Source organism: Dietzia sp. IBK-p2-15D (genome assembly GCF_057773105.1).
This window is the reverse complement of record NZ_JBYMTK010000003.1, coordinates 93,937-112,165: the sequence shown is the minus strand read 5'-3', so window position 1 is coordinate 112,165 and position 18,229 is coordinate 93,937. Positions and strand designations below refer to the sequence as shown.

General features: G+C 71.8%; 19 protein-coding genes. 4 read left to right on the top strand and 15 right to left on the bottom strand.

All coding sequences use genetic code 11. The features are described 5' to 3' along the window. Positions 1 to 53 precede the first annotated feature (53 nt). From rpsO to AC3DEV_RS05720, 12 genes are all read right to left on the bottom strand, one after another. Positions 54 to 323 (bottom strand): 30S ribosomal protein S15, encoded by a 270-nt coding sequence (rpsO, locus tag AC3DEV_RS05775; protein ID WP_067717704.1) that lies wholly within the window; start codon positions 321 to 323, stop codon positions 54 to 56. 112 nt (positions 324 to 435) lie between these two features. Further along, a complete protein-coding gene (locus AC3DEV_RS05770) occupies positions 436 to 1,440 on the bottom strand; it encodes a bifunctional riboflavin kinase/FAD synthetase (RefSeq protein ID WP_488371540.1) in 1,005 nt (334 codons plus the stop codon). After that, positions 1,437 to 2,348, bottom strand: a complete 912-nt coding sequence (gene truB, locus AC3DEV_RS05765; RefSeq protein ID WP_271798999.1) for a tRNA pseudouridine(55) synthase TruB — start codon at positions 2,346 to 2,348, stop codon at positions 1,437 to 1,439. The genes AC3DEV_RS05770 and truB overlap by 4 nt, the downstream gene beginning before the upstream one ends. Then, on the bottom strand, positions 2,345 to 3,064 hold the full coding sequence (locus AC3DEV_RS05760) for a 4'-phosphopantetheinyl transferase family protein (protein WP_475396051.1): 720 nt from the start codon (positions 3,062 to 3,064) through the stop codon (positions 2,345 to 2,347). The genes truB and AC3DEV_RS05760 overlap by 4 nt, the downstream gene beginning before the upstream one ends. After that, positions 3,061 to 4,002, bottom strand: coding sequence for a metallophosphoesterase family protein (locus AC3DEV_RS05755; RefSeq protein WP_488371539.1), 942 nt, complete (start codon positions 4,000 to 4,002; stop codon positions 3,061 to 3,063). The genes AC3DEV_RS05760 and AC3DEV_RS05755 overlap by 4 nt, the downstream gene beginning before the upstream one ends. Beyond that, positions 3,999 to 5,420, bottom strand: a complete 1,422-nt coding sequence (locus tag AC3DEV_RS05750; protein WP_488371538.1) for an MATE family efflux transporter — start codon at positions 5,418 to 5,420, stop codon at positions 3,999 to 4,001. Before AC3DEV_RS05750 ends, AC3DEV_RS05755 begins: the two co-directional genes overlap by 4 nt. After that, on the bottom strand, positions 5,377 to 6,357 hold the full coding sequence (locus AC3DEV_RS05745) for a DHH family phosphoesterase (RefSeq protein WP_488371536.1): 981 nt from the start codon (positions 6,355 to 6,357) through the stop codon (positions 5,377 to 5,379). Before AC3DEV_RS05745 ends, AC3DEV_RS05750 begins: the two co-directional genes overlap by 44 nt. Further along, positions 6,354 to 6,815 carry a 30S ribosome-binding factor RbfA gene (rbfA, locus tag AC3DEV_RS05740; RefSeq protein WP_067717687.1) on the bottom strand — a complete coding sequence of 154 codons (462 nt, stop codon included), beginning with the start codon at positions 6,813 to 6,815 and terminating at the stop codon, positions 6,354 to 6,356. Before rbfA ends, AC3DEV_RS05745 begins: the two co-directional genes overlap by 4 nt. 112 nt (positions 6,816 to 6,927) lie before the next feature. Further along, positions 6,928 to 9,774 (bottom strand): translation initiation factor IF-2, encoded by a 2,847-nt coding sequence (gene infB, locus AC3DEV_RS05735; RefSeq protein WP_096905340.1) that lies wholly within the window; start codon positions 9,772 to 9,774, stop codon positions 6,928 to 6,930. A gap of 69 nt (positions 9,775 to 9,843) precedes the next feature. Next, positions 9,844 to 10,242 carry a YlxR family protein gene (locus AC3DEV_RS05730; protein WP_082923981.1) on the bottom strand — a complete coding sequence of 133 codons (399 nt, stop codon included), beginning with the start codon at positions 10,240 to 10,242 and terminating at the stop codon, positions 9,844 to 9,846. A gap of 140 nt (positions 10,243 to 10,382) precedes the next feature. Further along, positions 10,383 to 11,369: a transcription termination factor NusA gene (nusA, locus tag AC3DEV_RS05725; RefSeq protein ID WP_069389518.1), complete on the bottom strand. Its 987-nt coding sequence runs from the start codon at positions 11,367 to 11,369 to the stop codon at positions 10,383 to 10,385. Next, a complete protein-coding gene (locus AC3DEV_RS05720; protein WP_067717678.1) occupies positions 11,366 to 11,911 on the bottom strand; it encodes a ribosome maturation factor RimP in 546 nt (181 codons plus the stop codon). The genes nusA and AC3DEV_RS05720 overlap by 4 nt, the downstream gene beginning before the upstream one ends. Before the next feature lie 106 nt (positions 11,912 to 12,017). Between AC3DEV_RS05720 and AC3DEV_RS05715 the strand changes: the two genes are divergently transcribed. Both AC3DEV_RS05715 and AC3DEV_RS05710 read left to right on the top strand, forming a co-directional pair. Continuing rightward, positions 12,018 to 12,488 carry a hypothetical protein gene (locus AC3DEV_RS05715; RefSeq protein WP_143337679.1) on the top strand — a complete coding sequence of 157 codons (471 nt, stop codon included), beginning with the start codon at positions 12,018 to 12,020 and terminating at the stop codon, positions 12,486 to 12,488. Continuing rightward, complete coding sequence (locus AC3DEV_RS05710) at positions 12,485 to 12,889, top strand: DUF4439 domain-containing protein (RefSeq protein ID WP_082923979.1); 405 nt, start codon at positions 12,485 to 12,487, stop codon at positions 12,887 to 12,889. The genes AC3DEV_RS05715 and AC3DEV_RS05710 overlap by 4 nt, the downstream gene beginning before the upstream one ends. Before the next feature lie 3 nt (positions 12,890 to 12,892). Here AC3DEV_RS05710 and AC3DEV_RS05705 read toward each other — a convergent pair whose 3' ends face one another. Continuing rightward, positions 12,893 to 14,647: a proline--tRNA ligase gene (locus AC3DEV_RS05705; protein ID WP_067717670.1), complete on the bottom strand. Its 1,755-nt coding sequence runs from the start codon at positions 14,645 to 14,647 to the stop codon at positions 12,893 to 12,895. A gap of 81 nt (positions 14,648 to 14,728) precedes the next feature. Here AC3DEV_RS05705 and AC3DEV_RS05700 point away from each other — a divergent pair, with 81 nt between their 5' ends. Continuing rightward, the gene (locus tag AC3DEV_RS05700; RefSeq protein WP_120283463.1) at positions 14,729 to 15,478 is read left to right on the top strand and encodes a YaaA family protein; all 750 of its coding nucleotides are present in this window, start codon (positions 14,729 to 14,731) and stop codon (positions 15,476 to 15,478) included. After that, on the top strand, positions 15,475 to 16,527 hold the full coding sequence (locus tag AC3DEV_RS05695; RefSeq protein ID WP_488371534.1) for a hypothetical protein: 1,053 nt from the start codon (positions 15,475 to 15,477) through the stop codon (positions 16,525 to 16,527). The genes AC3DEV_RS05700 and AC3DEV_RS05695 overlap by 4 nt, the downstream gene beginning before the upstream one ends. Before the next feature lie 32 nt (positions 16,528 to 16,559). On the opposite strand, the gene cobA is transcribed toward AC3DEV_RS05695, so the two are convergent. Beyond that, positions 16,560 to 17,798 (bottom strand): uroporphyrinogen-III C-methyltransferase, encoded by a 1,239-nt coding sequence (gene cobA, locus AC3DEV_RS05690; RefSeq protein ID WP_120283467.1) that lies wholly within the window; start codon positions 17,796 to 17,798, stop codon positions 16,560 to 16,562. Between the two features lie 135 nt (positions 17,799 to 17,933). Continuing rightward, on the bottom strand, positions 17,934 to 18,229 hold a 296-nt coding region (locus AC3DEV_RS05685), incomplete at its 5' end, for a malate:quinone oxidoreductase (protein ID WP_488371533.1).

The following is an 18,229-nucleotide window of genomic DNA, read 5'->3' as shown; positions in this document are numbered from 1 at the left end:
CGACCCCGCCCGGATGGACCGGGCGGGGTCGGTGACGCGGTGGTCGTCGTGCGTCAGCGACGCAGGCCGAGACGCTCGATCAGCGAGCGGTAGCGCGCGATGTCGGTCTTGGCGATGTACTTGAGCAGACGACGCCGACGGCCGACCATGAGGAGCAGGCCGCGCCGCGAGTGGTGGTCGTGCTGGTGGGTCTTGAGGTGCTCGGTGAGCTGGGAGATCCGCTTGGTGAGCATGGCGATCTGGGCCTCGGGCGAGCCGGTGTCGGTCTCGTGGAGGCCGTACTCGGCCAGGACGGCCTTCTTGTCTTCGGTGCTCAGCGCCATGGTGACTCCTGGTTGTTCCAGTCCGCGTGAATGTTGGGCCCCGCCGCCGCGGACCACAGGAGGGCCGACGGGAGACGTTACCAGTCCACGGACGTGTCGGCCCAATGCGAGGTCACGGCCGGTCGACGTCCGCCCCGAGCACGGTCCGGGTCGTGGTGACGTCGCGGTCCATGGCCACGAGCAGCTCGTCGACCGAGGCGAACTTCACCATGTCGCGGACGTGGTCGACGAAGTCGACCGCCGCCAGTCGTCCGTACAGGTCGGCCGACTCGTCCAGGACGAACGCCTCGACGCTGCGGGCGGAGTCCCCGAACGTCGGGTTGGTGCCGACGGAGATCGCGGACGGGTAGCGCCGTCCCGGGACGATCGTGCCGTCGACGGGGCCGTCGTCGAGCACGGTGAACCACCCGGCGTACACGCCGTCGACGGGCACGGCGGTGTACTCGGGAAGGTCGAGGTTGGCGGTCGGGTAACCCAGGTCCCGCCCCCCGCGCCCGGCACCGTGGACCACGACGCCCGAGACCCGGTGCGGTCGGCCGAGGACCTCGGCGGCGCCGGCCACGTCGGCCTCGGACAGCAACCGGCGGACACGGCTGGAGGAGACGGTCTCTCCCCCGGCCTCGAGCAGGTCGACGATCTCGCAGACGATGCCGCGGTCGGCGCACAGCTCGCGCAGGGTCTCCGGGGTACCGGCCGCGCGTCGACCGAACGTGAAGTTCCGCCCCACGGTGACCGCGCGGGCCCGCAGGCCGCGGACGAGGACCCGGTCCACGAACTCGTCGGGCTCCCACGACGCCATCTCGCGGTCGAACGGCAACGCGAACACGGCGTCGATCCCGAACCCGCCCGCGAGCTCGGCACGCCGCTCGAGGGGGGTGAGGACCGACGGGTGGGTCCCCGGCCTGACGACCTCGACGGGGTGGGGGTCGAACGTCACGAGGACGGGACTCGCGCCCAGGTCCCGGCCGTGGCCGACGGCGCGGTCCACCAGGCTCCGATGACCCCGGTGGAGCCCGTCGAACACGCCGAGGGCGACGGAGGTCCCGCCGTCGGGGATCACGATCTCGTCGAACGTCCGCCACAATTGCACGGCGACCACCTTACGCGCGGCGTTCACAGGCCCGCCGGGCGCATGACCACGACCGGAGCTGCACGCCGCCCCGATTCCGAGACCAGCGCCGCGACCCGGCCGTCCGGGCCGACGGCGGCGACGACCCCGGCGTCACCGCGGGCCTCGAGCCATCGGCCGTGGCGCAGTCCCTCCGCCTCGTCGGCGTCGATGTCGCGTCGGGGGAACGCGGTCAGCGCGGCGGAGTCGAGGTCCAGCGACAGTGTCGGATCGGTCTCCAGCTGGTCGAGGGTCCGTGCCACGTCGAGACCGAACGGCCCGACGTGGGTGCGGCGCAGCGCCGTGAGGTGACCGCCGACCCCGAGGGCGGAGCCGAGGTCCCGGGCGAGCGCGCGGATGTAGGTTCCGGTGGAACAGTCGACGACGACGACGAGGTCGATCACCGCACCGGAGCGGGCCCGCTCGAGCACGTCGAACCGGGCGACGGTGACCCGCCGTGACCGGAGCTCGACCTCCTCCCCCGCCCGCACCCGGTCGTAGGCCCGCCTCCCGTCCACCTTGATCGCGCTCACCGCGGACGGGACCTGGTCGATCTCCCCGGTCAGCGCCGCGACGGCCGCGTCGATCGCCTCGTCGGTCACGGCGGAGGCGTCGGTGGTCGAGGTGGTCTCCCCCTCGGCGTCGTCGGTGGTCGTGGTCTGGCCGAGACGGATGGTGGCCTCGTAGGACTTGGTCTCCAGTGCCAACAGTCCGAGCATCTTGGTGGCGCGTTCGATGCCCACCACGAGCACCCCGGTGGCCATCGGGTCGAGCGTTCCGGCGTGGCCGACCTTGCGGGTACCGAAGTAGCGTCGGAGCCGTCCGACGACGTCGTGGCTGCTCATTCCCCCCGGCTTGTCGACGACCACCAGGCCGGGGTCGGGAGCGGGGCGGGGGTCGGGTCTGCGCGGCGTCACGGGCCCACGCTAGCGACCCCGGCGGGTCGCAGCACGATCGCCGAGGCCACGTACCCGTCCCGGACGGCCCAGCGGCCCCGGAACTCGACCAGATCGGGCCCCCCGTCCACGGCATGGCCGTCGATGAGGATCCGCGATCGCAGCGTGCCGGTGACCACCTCGTCGTCGTCGCCGTCCGGGACCAGGGTGATGTGTGCGTCACCGAACCCCAGCCACCGGTGGGTGAGCGGGAACCACGCCTTGTACGTGGCCTCCTTCGCCGTGAACAGCAGCGCATCCCAGGCGACGTCCGCGACCTCGGCGCGTGCCGCACGGACCCACGCCGCCTCCTCGGGCAGGGAGACGGCCTCGAGGACGCCCGCGGCCAGCGGTGCGTGGCGTTCCACGTCCAGTCCGAGCGACCGGACGCGGGCGGTCGGCGCCAACGCGGCGGCCCGCAGCCCCTCCGTGTGCGTCAGCGTGCCCACCAGGCCCGGCGGCCACACCGGCATGCCCCGACCCCCGCGCAGGACGGGGCCGGCGGGCACGCCGAGCCTCGACATGGCCTCCCGGGCACACGCACGCGCGCCCGCGAAGTCGATCCGGCGCCGCTCGACGGCGGCCCCGATCTGCTCGACCTCCACCGGGTACAGCGACGCCAACAGCGCCGCGTCGTCCAGGCCCAGCTCGGCGTCGGTCACCCCCACCACGTCGGGCGGGAACAGGTCGTCGATCACCGCTCGTCCTCCAGATAGGGGCCGGGGTCACCGGGCCGGGCGATCCTCGGCAGGCCACCCTCGTCGCGGACCCACTGGACCTGCGGACCGTCCGGCGCCGGGAGGATCTGACGGGTGAGCGGATCCGGCCGCCCACGCCCGTTCCACTCCCTCGGATAACCCAGGGAGACCTCCTCGAAGCGCACGCCGTCGTGGACCGTGGTCCGCGGGATGTGCAGGTGACCGTAGACGCACGCGGTGGCGCGGTACCGGCGGTGCCAGTCTGCCGTCTGATCTGTCCCGCACCACAGCGCGAAGTCCGGGTGCCGCAGGACCCGGGTGGGGTCCCGGAGCAGCGGCCAGTGGTTGACGAGCACCGTCGGGTGCGCGGGATCGAGGCGAGCCAGCCGCGTCGTCGTACCCACGAGACGCTCCCGACACCAGGCGACCGCGTCACCGTAGGGGGCGGGGTCGATGAGGAACTCGTCCGAGGCCACGACGCGACGCTCCCGCGCACCGGCCAGGGCGTCCGCCCGCGGCTGCCCTGCCACCCGCGTCCAGCTGTAGTCGTAGAACAGGAACATCGGCACCACCCACGCGGGCCCGCCCGGTCCGGTCCACAGGGGGTAGTCGTCCTCCGGGGTGTCGACCCCGATGGCCCGGCACGCCTCCACCAGCCGGTCGTACTTGGTGGTGGACGTGATCCCCTCGTCGTCGCGGCCGATCCACAACTCGTGGTTGCCGGGCGCCCAGATCACCCGTTCGAAACGCGCCGCCAGTCGCTCGAGCGCGTCCACGACGTGGTCGACCTTCTCGGCCACGTCACCGGCCACGATGAGCCAGTCCCCCGGGTGCGCGGGGTGGATCTCGTCCACGACGTCCGCGTTGCCCCGATGTCCCACGTGCAGGTCGGACACCGCGCGCAGGGTCGGTTGCACGCCCGTCGCCCCGGCGGTCATCCGTCCACCTCCTGCAGGGCCCGTGCGCCCGGCGTCTGCGCTCCCAGCACCATCCACCGGTCGCCGCGCACCCGGGCCACGACGGCGATCAGTCGGAGACCGACGAACACCCCCATCCCGACCCAGATCCCCGGCAGCCCCCACCCGAGGTGGCGGGTGACGAGCAGCACGGGCAGGAAACCCAGAAGCGCCGCGACCACGGTGCTGGTGCGCAGGTACGCCGCGTCACCGGCGCCCAGCAGCACGCCGTCGAGTCCGAACACCACCGCGGCCGGGATCACCACCACCGCCATCCCGATCAGGGCGACGACCAGGCGATCAGCCACCCCGGGATCCCCGGACAGCAGCGATGCCAGGGGTGCTCTGAACACGGCCGTCAGCAGGGCGAGCCCCGCTCCCAGACCCAGTGACCACACCACCACCGCTCGTGCCAGCGCCCGGCCGTGGGCGGCGAGTCCGGCCCCGAGCGCGGCGCCGACGAGCGACTGGGCCGCGATCGCGACCGAGTCCAACACGAGCGAGTACAGCGCCCACAATTGCTGTGCGAGGTGGTGCGCCGCGAGCGAGTCGACGCCGGCGGCGGCTGCCGCGGTGGTGGCGACGGCGAAGGTGATCTGGAACGACGCGGTACGGATGATCAGGTCCACGCCCATGCGGAGCTGGCTGACGATCACGGCGCGGCGTGGCCGCAGCGACCCCGGGCGCTCGAGGACGAGCGCGACGAGGAAACCGGCGGCCATGAGCAGTTGACCCGCGAGATTCGCCCAGGCACTCCCGACCAACCCCAGCGCCGGGGCCGGCCCCAGACCGGGGACCAACACCACGCACCCGGCGGTCGACACGCCGATGCCCACGCCGACGAGCACGAGCGGGGTGCGCAGGCGCTGGACGCCCCTCATCCACCCGTGGCCGGCTGACGCCACGAGGATGCACGGGATGCCCCACACGGCCACCCCGAGCCATTCGGCCGCGCCGGCGGCCACGTCCGCGTCCGCGGCGAGTACCCGGGTGATCGGCCCGCGCGACGCCAGTACGACGGCCACCACCAGCGCGCCGACGGCGACGGCGATCCACGTCGCCTGCACCCCCTCGGCCACGGCGTCGCCGCGGCGGCCCGCCCCGTGCAACCGGGCCGATCGGGCGGTGGTCCCGTAGGACAGGAAGTTCATCTGGGTGCCCAGCACCAGAAGGACGAGGGCTCCCACGCCGAGCGCGGCCAGGTCCTCCGGGCCCTGGCGACCAACGATGATCCCGTCGACCAAGAGATAGACGGGCTCGGCGGACAGCACGGGCAGGACCGGCAAGGCGATCGACCAGAGTCGGCGTCCGATCGCTCCCAGCCCGACGGCCGGATCCGGCCCGGTGTGCGTCACGTCAGCCGAGGAGTTCACGGAGCCTCGTGCTGATGGTCTCCACATCACCGCGCATCGTGCAGCCGGCGGCCGACGGATGGCCGCCGCCCCCGAGCGCGGCCGCGATGGCCGAGACGTCCACGGCGTCCGCGCCCTGGCCACCGGGTCGCGAGCGGAGGGAGACGGCCCACTCGCCGGGCAGGTACTCCTTCAGCAGCACCGCCACTCGGGCCTCCCGGACGCCGCGGAGGTGCGAGACGAGGGATTCCACGTCGTCCTCGTCCGCTGCCGAGATCACCTCGTGCGGGACGGCCAGCCACACCGATCCGCGCCCGCCCACCGTGTCGACTTCCAGACGCACCGTCCTCAACAGCCCGCCCAGCACCCGCAGCCAGGCGAACGAGTGCGCGTCGAGCAGGGCGTGGGTGAGTTCGGTGGTCTCCGCGCCCGCGGCCAGCAGTCGTCGGGCGGTCTCGTGCGAGTTCGCGCCGCCCCAACGGAAGGATCCGGTGTCGGTGACGAGCCCGGCGTAGAGGCTCGTGGCCGTCACGGCGTCCACGGGGAACCCGCCCGCGTCGAGGACGTCCAGGACGAGCGACGCCGTCGACGCGGCGTCCGGGTCGAGCAGCATGTGGGAACCGAAGCCCGGATTGGACCGGTGATGGTCGACGACGAGGACCTCCGCTGCCGCGTCGGCGAGCCGGCCCCACCGGCCCACCCGGTCCGGGCTCGCACAGTCCAACGTCACGACGAGACCCCGATGGGCGGGGACCTGCGCGAGGGGCACCACCCGGTCGGTCCCCGGGATGGCCCTCATCGCCCCCGGGACGACGCCGGGATCGAACGAGTGGTGGACGGTCACGCCCCGCGCACGCAACGCCCGGGCGAGACCGGAGGAGCTACCGAGCGCATCCGCGTCCGGGCGGACGTGGCACAGCACGGTCACCTCGTGGTGACGGGCCAACACGTCCGCCGCGCCGGCGGCGTCCACCGGTTCGGTCACCGATCGTCGTCCTCCGGCCGGTCCGCCTCCTCCGGCTTGCGGTACGGGTCCTCGTCGCCCGCCGGACGGGCCCCCTCGGCCACGCGCCGGACCTGTTCGTCCTGCGCCCGGGCCTTGGCGAGCAGTTCTTCCATCTGGCGCGCCGCGTCCGGCACGGAGTCCAGCACGAAGGTCAACTCCGGGGTGAACTTCACCCCGGTCTGTTTGCCGACCATCGTGCGCAGGCGGCCCCGCGCGGCGGTCAACGCAGCCTCCGCGGCCTCGTGGTCCGGCTCCTCGTCGAGGGTCACGCCACGAACCGTGTAGTACAGCGTCGCCACCCGCAGATCCGCGGTGATCCGCGAATCGGTGATCGTGATGAACTCCAGCCGGGGGTCCTTGATCTCGTGCTCGATGGCCGTCGCGACGATCTCGCCGATCCGCTTTCCGAGCCGTCCCGCGCGTCCCTTACCGGTCATGGGGATCCTCCTTGGCGTGATGCGGTCGCACGGCGACCACGGGTTGACGAGCATGCCGCGGGGGCAGGTCCGTTTCCAACGGATCCCGCCCCCACGACAGTGCCCTGCGACGTCAGTCGCGCGGCTTCTCGACGAGCTCGTAGGTCTCGATGATGTCACCGATCTTGATGTCGGAGTACGTCACCGTCAGACCACACTCGAAGCCCTCGCGGACCTCGGTCGCGTCGTCCTTCTCGCGACGCAGCGAGGAGATGGTCATCTCCTCCGCCACGACCTTGCCGTCCCGGATGAGCCGGGCCTTAGCGTTGCGACGCATGATGCCGTCGAGCACCATGCAACCCGCGATGTTGCCCACCTTGGAGGAGCGGAACATGTTGCGGATCTCCGCCTGGCCGAGCTTCTTCTCCTCGTAGATCGGCTTGAGCATGCCCTTGAGCGCGCTCTCGATCTCGTCGATCGCCTGGTAGATGATCGAGTAGTACCGGATGTCCACGCCCTCGCGGTTGGCCAGCTCGGTGGCCTTGCCCTCCGCCCGGACGTTGAACCCGATGATCACCGCGTCGGACGCGGCCGCCAGGTTGACGTTGGTCTCGGTGACGGCACCGACACCGCGGTCGATGACGCGCAGCTGCACCTCGTCGTCGATCTCGATCCCCAGGAGGGCCTCCTCGAGGGCCTCGACCGTACCGGAGTTGTCGCCCTTGATGATGAGGTTGAGCTGGCTCGTCTCCTTGAGATGCGAATCCAGGTCCTCGAGGCTGATCCGACGACGGCTACGGGCGGCCATCGCGTTGCGCTTGCGCGCGTTACGACGGTCGGCGATCTGCCGTGCGGTCCGATCCTCCTCGACCACCATCAGGGTGTCACCGGCGCCACAGACGCTGGTCAGGCCGATGACCTGGACCGGACGCGACGGGGTCGCCTCGGTGACGTCCTCGCCGTGCTCGTCGACCATGCGCCGGACGCGGCCGTAGGCGTCGCCGGCGACGATCGAGTCGCCGACCCGCAGCGTGCCGCGCTGGATGAGCACCGTGGCGACGGGACCGCGACCGCGGTCCAGGTGCGCCTCGATGGCGACACCCTGCGCGTCCATGTCCGGGTTCGCCCGCAGGTCGAGAGACGCGTCGGCGGTCAGGACGACCGCCTCGAGCAGCGACTCGATGTTGAGACCCTGCTTGGCGGAGATGTCGACGAACATCGTGTCGCCGCCGTACTCCTCCGGCACCAGGCCGTACTCGGTCATCTGGCCGCGGATCTTGTCGGGCTGAGCGCCCTCCTTGTCGATCTTGTTGACCGCGACCACGACCGGCACCTCTGCCGCCTGCGCGTGGTTGATCGCCTCGACCGTCTGCGGCATCACGCCGTCGTCCGCCGCGACCACGATGATCGCGATGTCCGTCGACTTCGCGCCGCGGGCACGCATGGCGGTGAACGCCTCGTGACCCGGCGTATCGATGAAGGTGATCGTGCGATCCACGTCGTCGACCGGCACCGTCACCTGGTAGGCGCCGATGTGCTGGGTGATGCCACCGGCCTCACCCTCGCCGACCTTCGCCGACCGGATGCTGTCGAGCAGTCGGGTCTTGCCGTGGTCGACGTGACCCATGACCGTGACGACCGCGGGACGGATCTCGAGATCGCTCTCGTCACCCTCGTCCTCACCGAAGGATAGGTCGAACGAATCGAGCAGCTCGCGATCCTCGTCCTCGGGGCTGACGATCTGGACCTTGAAGCCCATCTCCTCACCGAGCAACTGCAGCGTCTCCGGGGTGACCGACTGCGTGGCCGTGACCATCTCACCCAGGTTGAACAGGGCCTGGACCAGCTGCGCGGGGTTGACGTCGATCTTGTCCGCGAAATCGCTCAGCGAAGCACCCTGTGCCAGTCGCAGGACCTGCCCGCGACCGTCGGGAAGCCGGACGCCGCCGACCTCCGGGGCCCGCATCGAGTCGTATTCCTGACGCTTCTGCCGCTTCGACTTGCGACCACGACGCGGGGCGCCACCGGGACGACCGAACGCACCCGCGGCACCACCGCGGCCACGGTTGCCGCCACCGGGACGACCCCGGAAACCGCCGCCACCGGCTGCGGGGGCACCGCCGCCGCCACCGGGACGGAAACCGCCGCCACCCGGACGGCCACCGGGACCACCCGGACGGCCGCGACCCGCGGCGGGACGTGCGACCTGTCCCGGCATCTGACCGGGGCTGGGACGCGCCGGCATGTTGCCGGGGTTGGGACGGGGACCGCCCTGGCCCGGTGCGCCCGACCGCTGCGGGGGACGGGGACCACCCTGACCGGGTGCGCCCGGACGGGCGCCTCCGGGACGGGGACCACCCTGGCCGGGTGCCGGGCGGGGACCGCCCTGCGGACGCGGCGCGGGCGTGGTGCCGCTGGAGTACGGGTTGTTCCCGACGCGAGGCGCCTTGGGACCGGGCTTCGGCCCCGCCGCGCGCGGCCCGGGAGCCGGACGGGAGGCTGCGGCGGCCGCGCCGGGGGTCGCCCCCGGGGTCGGACGCTGGGAACCGGGCTTGGCGCCCGGAGTCGGACCGGCTTCCGGCTTGGGAGCCGGCGTGGGGGCCGCGGGCTTGGCGCCCGGAGTCGGACCGGCTTCCGGCTTGGGAGCCGGCGCGGGGGCCGCGGGCTTGGCGCCCGGGGTGGGGCCGGCCGCGGGCTTGGGAGCCGCCGAGCGCGGATCCGCGCCCGGACGGGGGCCCGGTGCCGGCTTCGAGGGTGCACCCGGCTTGGGCGCAGCGCCTCCTGCGGATTTAGACGGGGCGGGGGCGGAGTCGCCGCCTGCCGGTGCATGTGCCTCACGCAGGCGCCGGACGACCGGGGCCTCCAACGTCGAGGACGCGGACTTGACGAACTCTCCCTGATCGCGGAGTTTCGTCAGAAGTTCTTTACTGGTGATACCGAACTCTTTTGCCAGCTCGTGTACCCGGGGCTTGCCTGCCACTGCTCTCCTCACTGCGAGGTCTCCACGGCAGGGCTGGCCGCGCGACCTCGGTCTACATTCGATGGACGTTCATCGCTGGAGCTTCACGGTGTGCTCATCGTGTCTGGTCCGTTCCTTCTCTTGTGCTCCCCCTGCCGAACCGAGCGGTCGGCGGGTGATGTCGTGCCCGAGGCGTAGTGCCTCGAGTACCTCCGTGAGCGCGTCCTGGGACACGTTCCCGGCGATCCGCAGGGCCCTGGTGAAGGCCTTGCGGTCGAGCGCTGTCGTGATGCACTGCGGTTCGCGATGCACCCAGGCTCCTCGTCCGACCGCCCGTCGGCGCGGATCGGGCGAGAGAGCGGCCGTCTCCGGATCGTGAACGATCCGGAGGAGTCGGGAATCGGTGTCCCGACCCCGGCAACCGACGCAGGTCCTGACCGGACCCGCGGCCTCGGCGGTACCGAACCGCTGGTCCTTGCGTCCCTGCATCCGGCCACCTCGGTCTCTCGCCGCCCGGCCCGAGTGGACGGGTGGACGTGAAGTCACTGTGACAACTGATCAGTCTACAGACAATGCCGTGTCGACACTAACGGCGCGCCCGACCGCGTGGCGCCGGGCGGCGCAGCGCGTCACTCCGCGTCGCTGTGGATGTCGATCCGCCACTGGGTCAGGCGGTGTGCCAGACGTGCGTTCTGGCCTTCCTTGCCGATCGCCAGGGACAGCTGGTAGTCGGGGACGACGACGCGGGCCGCCCTGGTGGTGGCATCGGCGACGGTGACGGAGATCACCTTCGCCGGGGACAGGGCGTTGCCGACGAACACCGTCGGGTCGTCGTCGTAGTCGACGATGTCGATCTTCTCGTCGTTGAGCTCCGCCATGACCGCGCGCACACGGGCCCCGTTCGGTCCGATGCAGGCGCCCTTCGCGTTGAGTCCCGAGATGGTGGATTCCACCGCGATCTTCGTCCGGTGGCCCGCCTCACGCGCGATCGCCGCGATCCGCACCGAGCCGTCGTCGATCTCCGGGACCTCGAGCGCGAACAGTCCCCGGACCAGGTCCGGGTGGGTGCGGGAGAGCGAGACGGAGGCGCCGTGGGGCCCCTTGTGCACCCCGACGACGTGGCACTTGATGCGCTCCCCGTGCGTGTAGGTCTCGCCCGGTACCTGCTCGGCCGGGGCGATGGTCCCCTCGGTGCCCCCGTTCTCGGGTCCGATGTGGACGACCACGATCCCACGGGCGTTGGCGCGGGAGTCGGACTGGATGACCCCACTGACCACCTCGCCCTCGCGCGCGACGAGATCACCGTAGATGCGGTCGGTCTCGGCTTCGCGCAGACGCTGCAGGATGATCTGCCGTGCCGTGGCCGCGGCCACCCGCCCGAAGTCGGAGGGGGTGGCGTCGAACTCCCCGATGCGGTTGCCGTCCTCGTCCACCTCGGCGGCCATGACGGCGACCGTGCCGGCCTTGCGGTCCAGCGCGATCCGGGCCACCCTATGCGAGCCCTCGGTCCGCTTGTAGGCGGTGAGCAGCGCGTTTTCGAGAGTGTGCACGAGGTCGTCCAGCGGGATCTCGCGCTCTCGGGACAGCATGTTCAGCGCTGCCATGTCGATGTTCAACTGTTTTCTCCTTCTCGCACGCCGTGCCCGGGGTTCTCCGGCTCGGACAACAGGTCCAGCTCCTCCTGTGGCGCTGGCCGGAACTCGACCCGGATCACGGCGCGGGCCACCCGATCCAACGCTACCGAGTCCACTCTGGTCCCCCGGCCCGCCCTGGACACGATGCGGACGGTCCCCGAGTCCTCGTCGAGGTCTCCGACCCGCCCCCGGGTCGGCCCGTCGGCGCCGTCGACGTAGAGCAGGTCGACCTGGCGTCCGCGGGCACGGGCCCAGTGACGGGGGTGCTCCAGCGGCGCGTCGACGCCCCTGCTGGTGACCTCCAGCGTGACCGGCTGGCCCGATCCCCCCCACTGCTCGGCGAGGGGGTCGAGATCGACGGAGAGTTCGGCGAGATCGTCGAGGGAGACGCCGGAGTCCCCGTCCACGACGACCGTCACGTGCCACGTGGACGAACGGGTGTCCTCCCGGAGGTCCTCGAGGTCGAGGCTGCGGTCCGAGACCGCCTTGCGTATATGGGCCCGGTCGGGCTCGGGGACGATCACTGTGCTCCTGGAGTGCGGGCTGGCGGATTCCGTTCCGGGACGCGGACGGGCCGCATCACTGTACCGCCTCGCCGCCCCCTTCTCCGACCCCTGGCAGGATGTCGGAGTGCCCCATTCCGCCCCCGTCGCCCTCTCGCGCCGTCAGTTCGCCGTCGCGGCCGCCGGAGTCGCCGGGCTCGCAGTCGCCGGCGGCTGTGCCCTGCCCACGGTCACCGACCGCCCCGATCCCCTGCTCGGCCTGCTCGAGGCCGCCGAGCGCGACGCACGGGAACTCGCGGCCGCGGACGCCTCCCACGGCGATCGGGTGGGTGCCCTGCGTCGGCTCGCCGACACCCGGAGAGTTCACGCGGAACGGCTCGCCGGGCTCGTGGACCGCCCGCAGGACGACGAGCAGCAGCCGACCCCAGTGCCGACACCGGCGCCGGTCTGCCCGCCCGCCGAGGAGGTGCGCTCGCGACTCCGCGCCGACGCGGCCGACGCCGCCGGTGCGGCCGCGGCGACCGAGGGGGCCCGCGCGGAGATCGCCGGCGCGGTCTCGGCGGCGTGCACGGCGGCGGTCGAGGTGGAACTCGCGTGAGCGCTCCGGTCGGATTGGCCGCCGAGGACGCGGCGGTCTACGGGTACGGTCTCGTCCTGTCCCGGGCGGACGGCTCCATCCGAGCCGCGGTCAGGCGTGAGCTCGCTGCTCATCGAGCCCGTCGGGACGCGGCTGAGGTGTTGTGGCCGGCATCGCCCCCCGCGCCGGTCGGATACGTCCCCGATCCGGACGCCCCCGGCGCTCCCGTCCTTCTGGCGATCCGGATCGAATCGGACTGTTGCGAGGCCTGGCGCGTCGAACTCGGCCTCGCCCGGACGCCGGAGACCCGCCGTTTCTGCGTCGACGCCCTCACCGCGGCGGCGGTGCAACTCGCACGCTGGAGAACCCTGGTCCCGGGAGCGCCGTTCGAGGCGCTACCCGGGTTCCCGCCGCCGGCCTGAGGCTCAGGGGCGTCCGGCGCCGATCAACCGGACGATCTCCTCCGCGGCACCGTCCACCGGGACCTGGGTGACCTCGCCGGTGGCGCGCTCGCGCAGCTCGACGGTGCCCTCGGACCAGCCGCGACCCACCACGACCACCCACGGCACACCGATCAGCTCGGCGTCCTTGAACTTCACTCCGGGCGAGGCCTTCCGGTCGTCGAAGAGGACCTCGAGTCGGGCGCGGTCGAACGCCTCCACCAGCGTCGCGGCTCCCGAGATCGCGGCATCGTCCTTGTTGGCGATCACCACGTGGACGTCCGCGGGCGCGGCCTCAGCGGGCCAGACCAGGCCCTTGTCGTCGGCGAACTGCTCCGCGAGTACCGCCACGAGACGCGAGACCCCGATGCCGTAGGACCCCATGGTCACCCTCGCGGGCTTGCCGTTCTCGCCCAGGACGTCGAACCCGAAGGCGTCGGTGTACTTCCGGCCCAGCTGGAAGATGTGGCCGATCTCGATCCCGCGCGCCAGGGTCAGGGTGCCGTGCCCGTCCGGTGCCGGGTCGCCCTCCCTCACCTCGGCGACCTCGATGGTGCCGTCCGGGGTGAAGTCACGGCCGCACACCAGGTCCACCACGTGCTTGCCGGGCTCGTCTGCTCCGGTGATCCACGCCGTGCCGTCGACGACCCGGGGGTCGACGAGGTAGCGGACCTCGTTCTCCTGCAGCGCGCGCGGGCCGATGTACCCCTTCACGAGGAATGGGTTGGTCTTGAAATCCGCCTCGTCGAGGATCTCGACCTCCGCCGGCTCGAGCGCGGCCTCGACCCGCTTCATGTCGACCTCGCGGTCGCCCGGTAGGCCCACCGCCAACAGCTCCCAGTCCTGACCGGGCCGACGCACCTTGAACATGACGTTCTTGAGAGTGTCCGCGGCGGTGACCTCCCGGCCGAGGTTTGCGGAGTTCGCCCAGGCGACGAGCGTGTCGATGGTCGGCGCGTCCGGGGTCTCGTGCACGACCGCCCGCGGCGAACCCTCGATCGGGAGGGCGGGCGGCGCGGGGGTGACAACTGCCTCGACGTTGGCCGCGTACTGCCCGTCGGTGGATCGGACGAACGTGTCCTCGCCGGCGGCGGAGACGGCGAGGAACTCCTCGGAGGCGGAACCACCCATCGCGCCGGAGGTGGCGGCACAGATGACGTACTCGATCCCGAGACGGTCGAAGATGCGTCGGTACGCCTCTCGGTGCGCCTGGTAGGAGCGTTCGAGTCCGGCGTCGTCGACGTCGAACGAGTACGAGTCCTTCATGACGAACTCGCGACCGCGCAGGATCCCGGCACGGGGTCGTTCCTCGTCGCGGTACTTGGTCTGGATCTGGTACAGCGTGACGGGCAGGTCCTTGTACGAGGAGTATTCGCCCTGCACGGTGAGCGTGAAGAGTTCCTCGTGGGTGGGGCCGAGCATCATGTCGTTGCCCTTGCGGTCCTTCAGCCGGAACAACGCCGGGCCGTACTCGGTCCACCGTCCGGTGGTCTCGTACGGTTCCCGCGGGAGGAGTGCGGGCAGGGTGATCTCCTGCGCGCCGAAGGCGTTCATCTCCTCGCGCACCACCTGCTCGACCCTGCGGAGGGTGCGCAGACCCAGCGGCAGCCAGGAGTACACGCCGGGAGCGACGCGGCGGACGTACCCGGCGCGGACCAGCAGTTTGTGGCTGAGGACCTCGGCATCGGCCGGGTCATCGCGGAGCGTGCGCAGGAAAAGGTGGGACAGACGCGTGATCACGATGCACCAGCCTAGCCGCCCCTGCTCGCGGACCCGCCGCCCGCCGTCGGGGCTGCCGGTGGCCTCGGTACCCTGAGCCGGGTGCGAATCCTCCTGTCCCCTTCCGAGACCAAATCCGTCGGCGGGTCCGGGGAGCCGCTCGACCTGGCCGCGCTCTCGCTCCCCGAGCTCGAAGGAACCCGCCGCGCCGTCGCCGACTCCCTCGTCTCGCTGTGCTCGGGGGAGGCGGCGGCAGCTCGCGACGCGCTCGGGCTGAGTGAGAAGCTCGGCGACGAGGTGACACTGAACGCCGACCTGTGGACCTCCCCCACCGCGTCGGCGCTGAGCCGCTACACCGGCGTCCTCTTCGACGCCCTGGACCCCGCCTCGTTCACCGCGGCCACCCGGTCACGAGCGGAGTCGCGGCTGTGGATCGGCTCGGCCCTGTTCGGCCTGCTCGGTGCTACCGACCCCATTCCGCACTACCGCCTCTCCGCCGGGACGCAGTTGCCCGGACTGGGCACCCTGCGTTCGACCTGGAAGCCGGCCCTCACCGCCGCCACCGCCGGGTGGGGCGACGACCTCGTGGTGGACCTGCGCTCCGGCGGCTACCACCAGCTGGGGCCGGTCCCGGGGGCGATCACCGTCGACGTCGTCACCGACTACCCCGACGGCACGCGCAAGGTGGTCTCGCACTTCTCCAAGCATCACAAGGGTCTCCTCGCCCGTACGCTCGCCACGTCCCGGGCCGAGATGGGTGACGTCGCCTCCCTCCTCCGGGTGGCCCGTCGGGCCGGGCACACCCTCGAGCGCACCTCGGAAACCGTTCTCACCATGGTCACGGAGCCGTGAGTTCGAGTCCCGATCCCGACGCCGACGCCGACGCCGACGCCGACTCCGTCCCCGCCACGCCGCGGGTCCTTCCCTCGCACGGTTCCCGCGCGGCGTGGCGGCTGCAGGAGGAACCTGGGCTCGCCTCGTTGCCCCGTCTGTGCCTGTCGCCGGTCCAGTACTACGAGGCGCACCTCTTCGGATCGCCCTCCGCTTTCCCGCCCGGACATCGGCGCCACGACCAGGGCGTGGCCGCCGACCTCGACCTCCCCGGCGACCTGCGGGACGACATCGAGGCGTGGATCGACGAATGGAAAGAGAACTTCGTCCATCTCGGCGACCGCCCCGTCGACCAACCAGTGTGGCGCGAGGGCTTCGACGAGTTGGCCTGGCTCGACCGCGGCTACGAGCTCGCCGACCGGCTCGAGGTGAGCCTGACCGGAACGGCGGTGTTCTGCACCGCGGAGCGGTATGTCGTGTGTGAGCTGGCCGCCGATCAACTGGACTACGTCCACCCTCTGCGGGGCGACTACGTGCGCACCGAGGGCTGGCGGGCGCCGGGCAACGGACCCGACCCCGACCGCACGCCGACGATCCGGCTCATGCCCGAGTACGGCGTGACGTGGGGACTGTGGGCGGGACGGCTCCCCTACTACCAGCCTCCCCGCCTCCGGGACGGGTTCATGGACTTCGCCACGCCTCGCAGCCTTGGACTGACCGCTGATCTGGAGAGCCGGATCCTGCGATGGAATGACGACTGGCGGCGCGGATTCGCGGACTACGGGAGCAGCGTCGACGACAGCGGCGCCGCCCTCGGCCTTCTCGGCTACGGCTACGGCGTGCCCGTCTGGACCGACGGCGTCGATCCGGTCGACTGGTACCGCGAGGGACTGGCGATCGCGCGCCGCCTGGCGGAGGAACTCCCAGGCGTGGAAGTCGAGTTGGTGGCGATCCGCAACGTCTGTTCGGCGCGGCTGGTCATGCAGGACCACACCTCGCACCTACGCGGTCAGGATCCGGCCACCTACTCGGACGTCTTCCTGACCGAGCGGCGCCGCGTCGGTTCCTGACGGGCACGCACCACGCCCGGCGTCGGGATGGGTCAGCGGTGCCGCAGGTCCGTGGACAGCGCCTGCGGAAGCCCGGCCACGTCGCCGACCACCACGATGGCCGGGGGCCTGACGTCGTGGGTCGCCAGGGTGTCGGTGAGGGTGCCGAGGGTGCAGCGATGGGTCGACTGACCGTCGAGACTGCCGTCGACGATCACCGCGGCCGGGGTGTCCGACGAGCGACCCCCCGCCATGAGCGACTCTGCGATCGCCGGGGAGTTCTTGACCCCCATCAGCACCACCAGCGTCCCGCGCATACGAGCGAGGGCGTCCCAGTCGATGAGGGAGCCCGGGTGTCCGGGCGGGAGATGCCCGGACACGACCGTCAGTTCGTGTGTCATCCCGCGGTTGGTCACGGGAATCCCCGCGAGGGCCGGGACCGCGAGGGCGCTGGAGACGCCCGGCACGACCGTGCACGGCACTCCCGCCTCCGCGCACGCCTGCGCCTCCTCGTAGCCACGCCCGTAGAGGAACGGGTCCCCGCCCTTGAGGCGGACCACGAACTTGCCGGCTCGTGCCCGGTCCACCAGCACCTCGTTGATCGCGTCCTGCGCCATGGCCCGCCCGTAGGGGATCTTGGCCGCATCGACGATCTCGACGTCCGCCCGCAGCTCGGCCAGTGGGCGCTGGGGGGCGAGACGGTCGGCCACGACCACGTCGGCGCGGGCGAGCAGTCGACGTCCACGCACCGTCATGAGGTCGTCGGCCCCCGGCCCGCCTCCGACCAACGCGACCGTGCCGCGGAGCGCCTCGTCGACCTCGGGTGCCTCCGCCCCCGCGTCGCTGAGGGCCCGCGCGACCACGTCCCGGGCCTCGGCGGTACGCGCGCGGTCGCCGGTGAGAACTGCGACGAGCATCTCGCCCCTGCGGACCACCGCCGGGGTCACCGCGGAACCCGACGTCACGGCGTCAGCCCGGACGCAGAAGGTGCGGTTCTGCTCGGCCTCGGCCGCGACCCGGGCGTTGACCAGAGAGTTCCTCGTCGCGGCGACCACGTACCACGCACCCTCGAGATCGCCTGATTCGTACTCTCGTGGCTCCCACCAGATGCGCCCGGCGTCCACGAGTCCCTGGAGCGTGGGCGTGACGTCGGGGCTCACGAGGTGCACCACCGCACCCGCCTCGAGCAGCACGGGGATGCGTCGTTGCGCCACGGACCCTCCGCCGATCACCACGACACGACGGCCTTCGAGGTCCAGACCGACGGGGTACGGGTTCACAGGCCGGATCATGCTGCTGATCCTATCCGCCCCCGGCTCGGCCCCAGGCCCCGGCCTGGGGCCCGTGACACGACTCACCCCCCGGCCACCACGTCGGGCGACCAGGGGATGAGGAATGGTGCGTGGTGGCGGATCAGCGCCGTTCCGTCAGGCCTTCTGGTCGAGCTTCAGGGTGCGGGTCGAGCGCTCGAACTGCTCGGTGAACAGGGTCGGCTCCTCGGCGAGGTCCCGGCCGAGCGAGGGGATCATCTCCTCGAGGGCCGGGGTCCAGTCCGCGAACCGGCTCGGGAAGCAGCGCTTGAGCACGTCGACCATGGCGTCCACCGCGGTGGAGGCGCCCGGGGAGGCTCCGAGCAGACCCGCGATGGACCCGTCCGCCGCGTTGACCACGGCGGTGCCGAACTCGAGGGTTCCGCCCCGGCCGCTGGGCTTGATCACCTGGA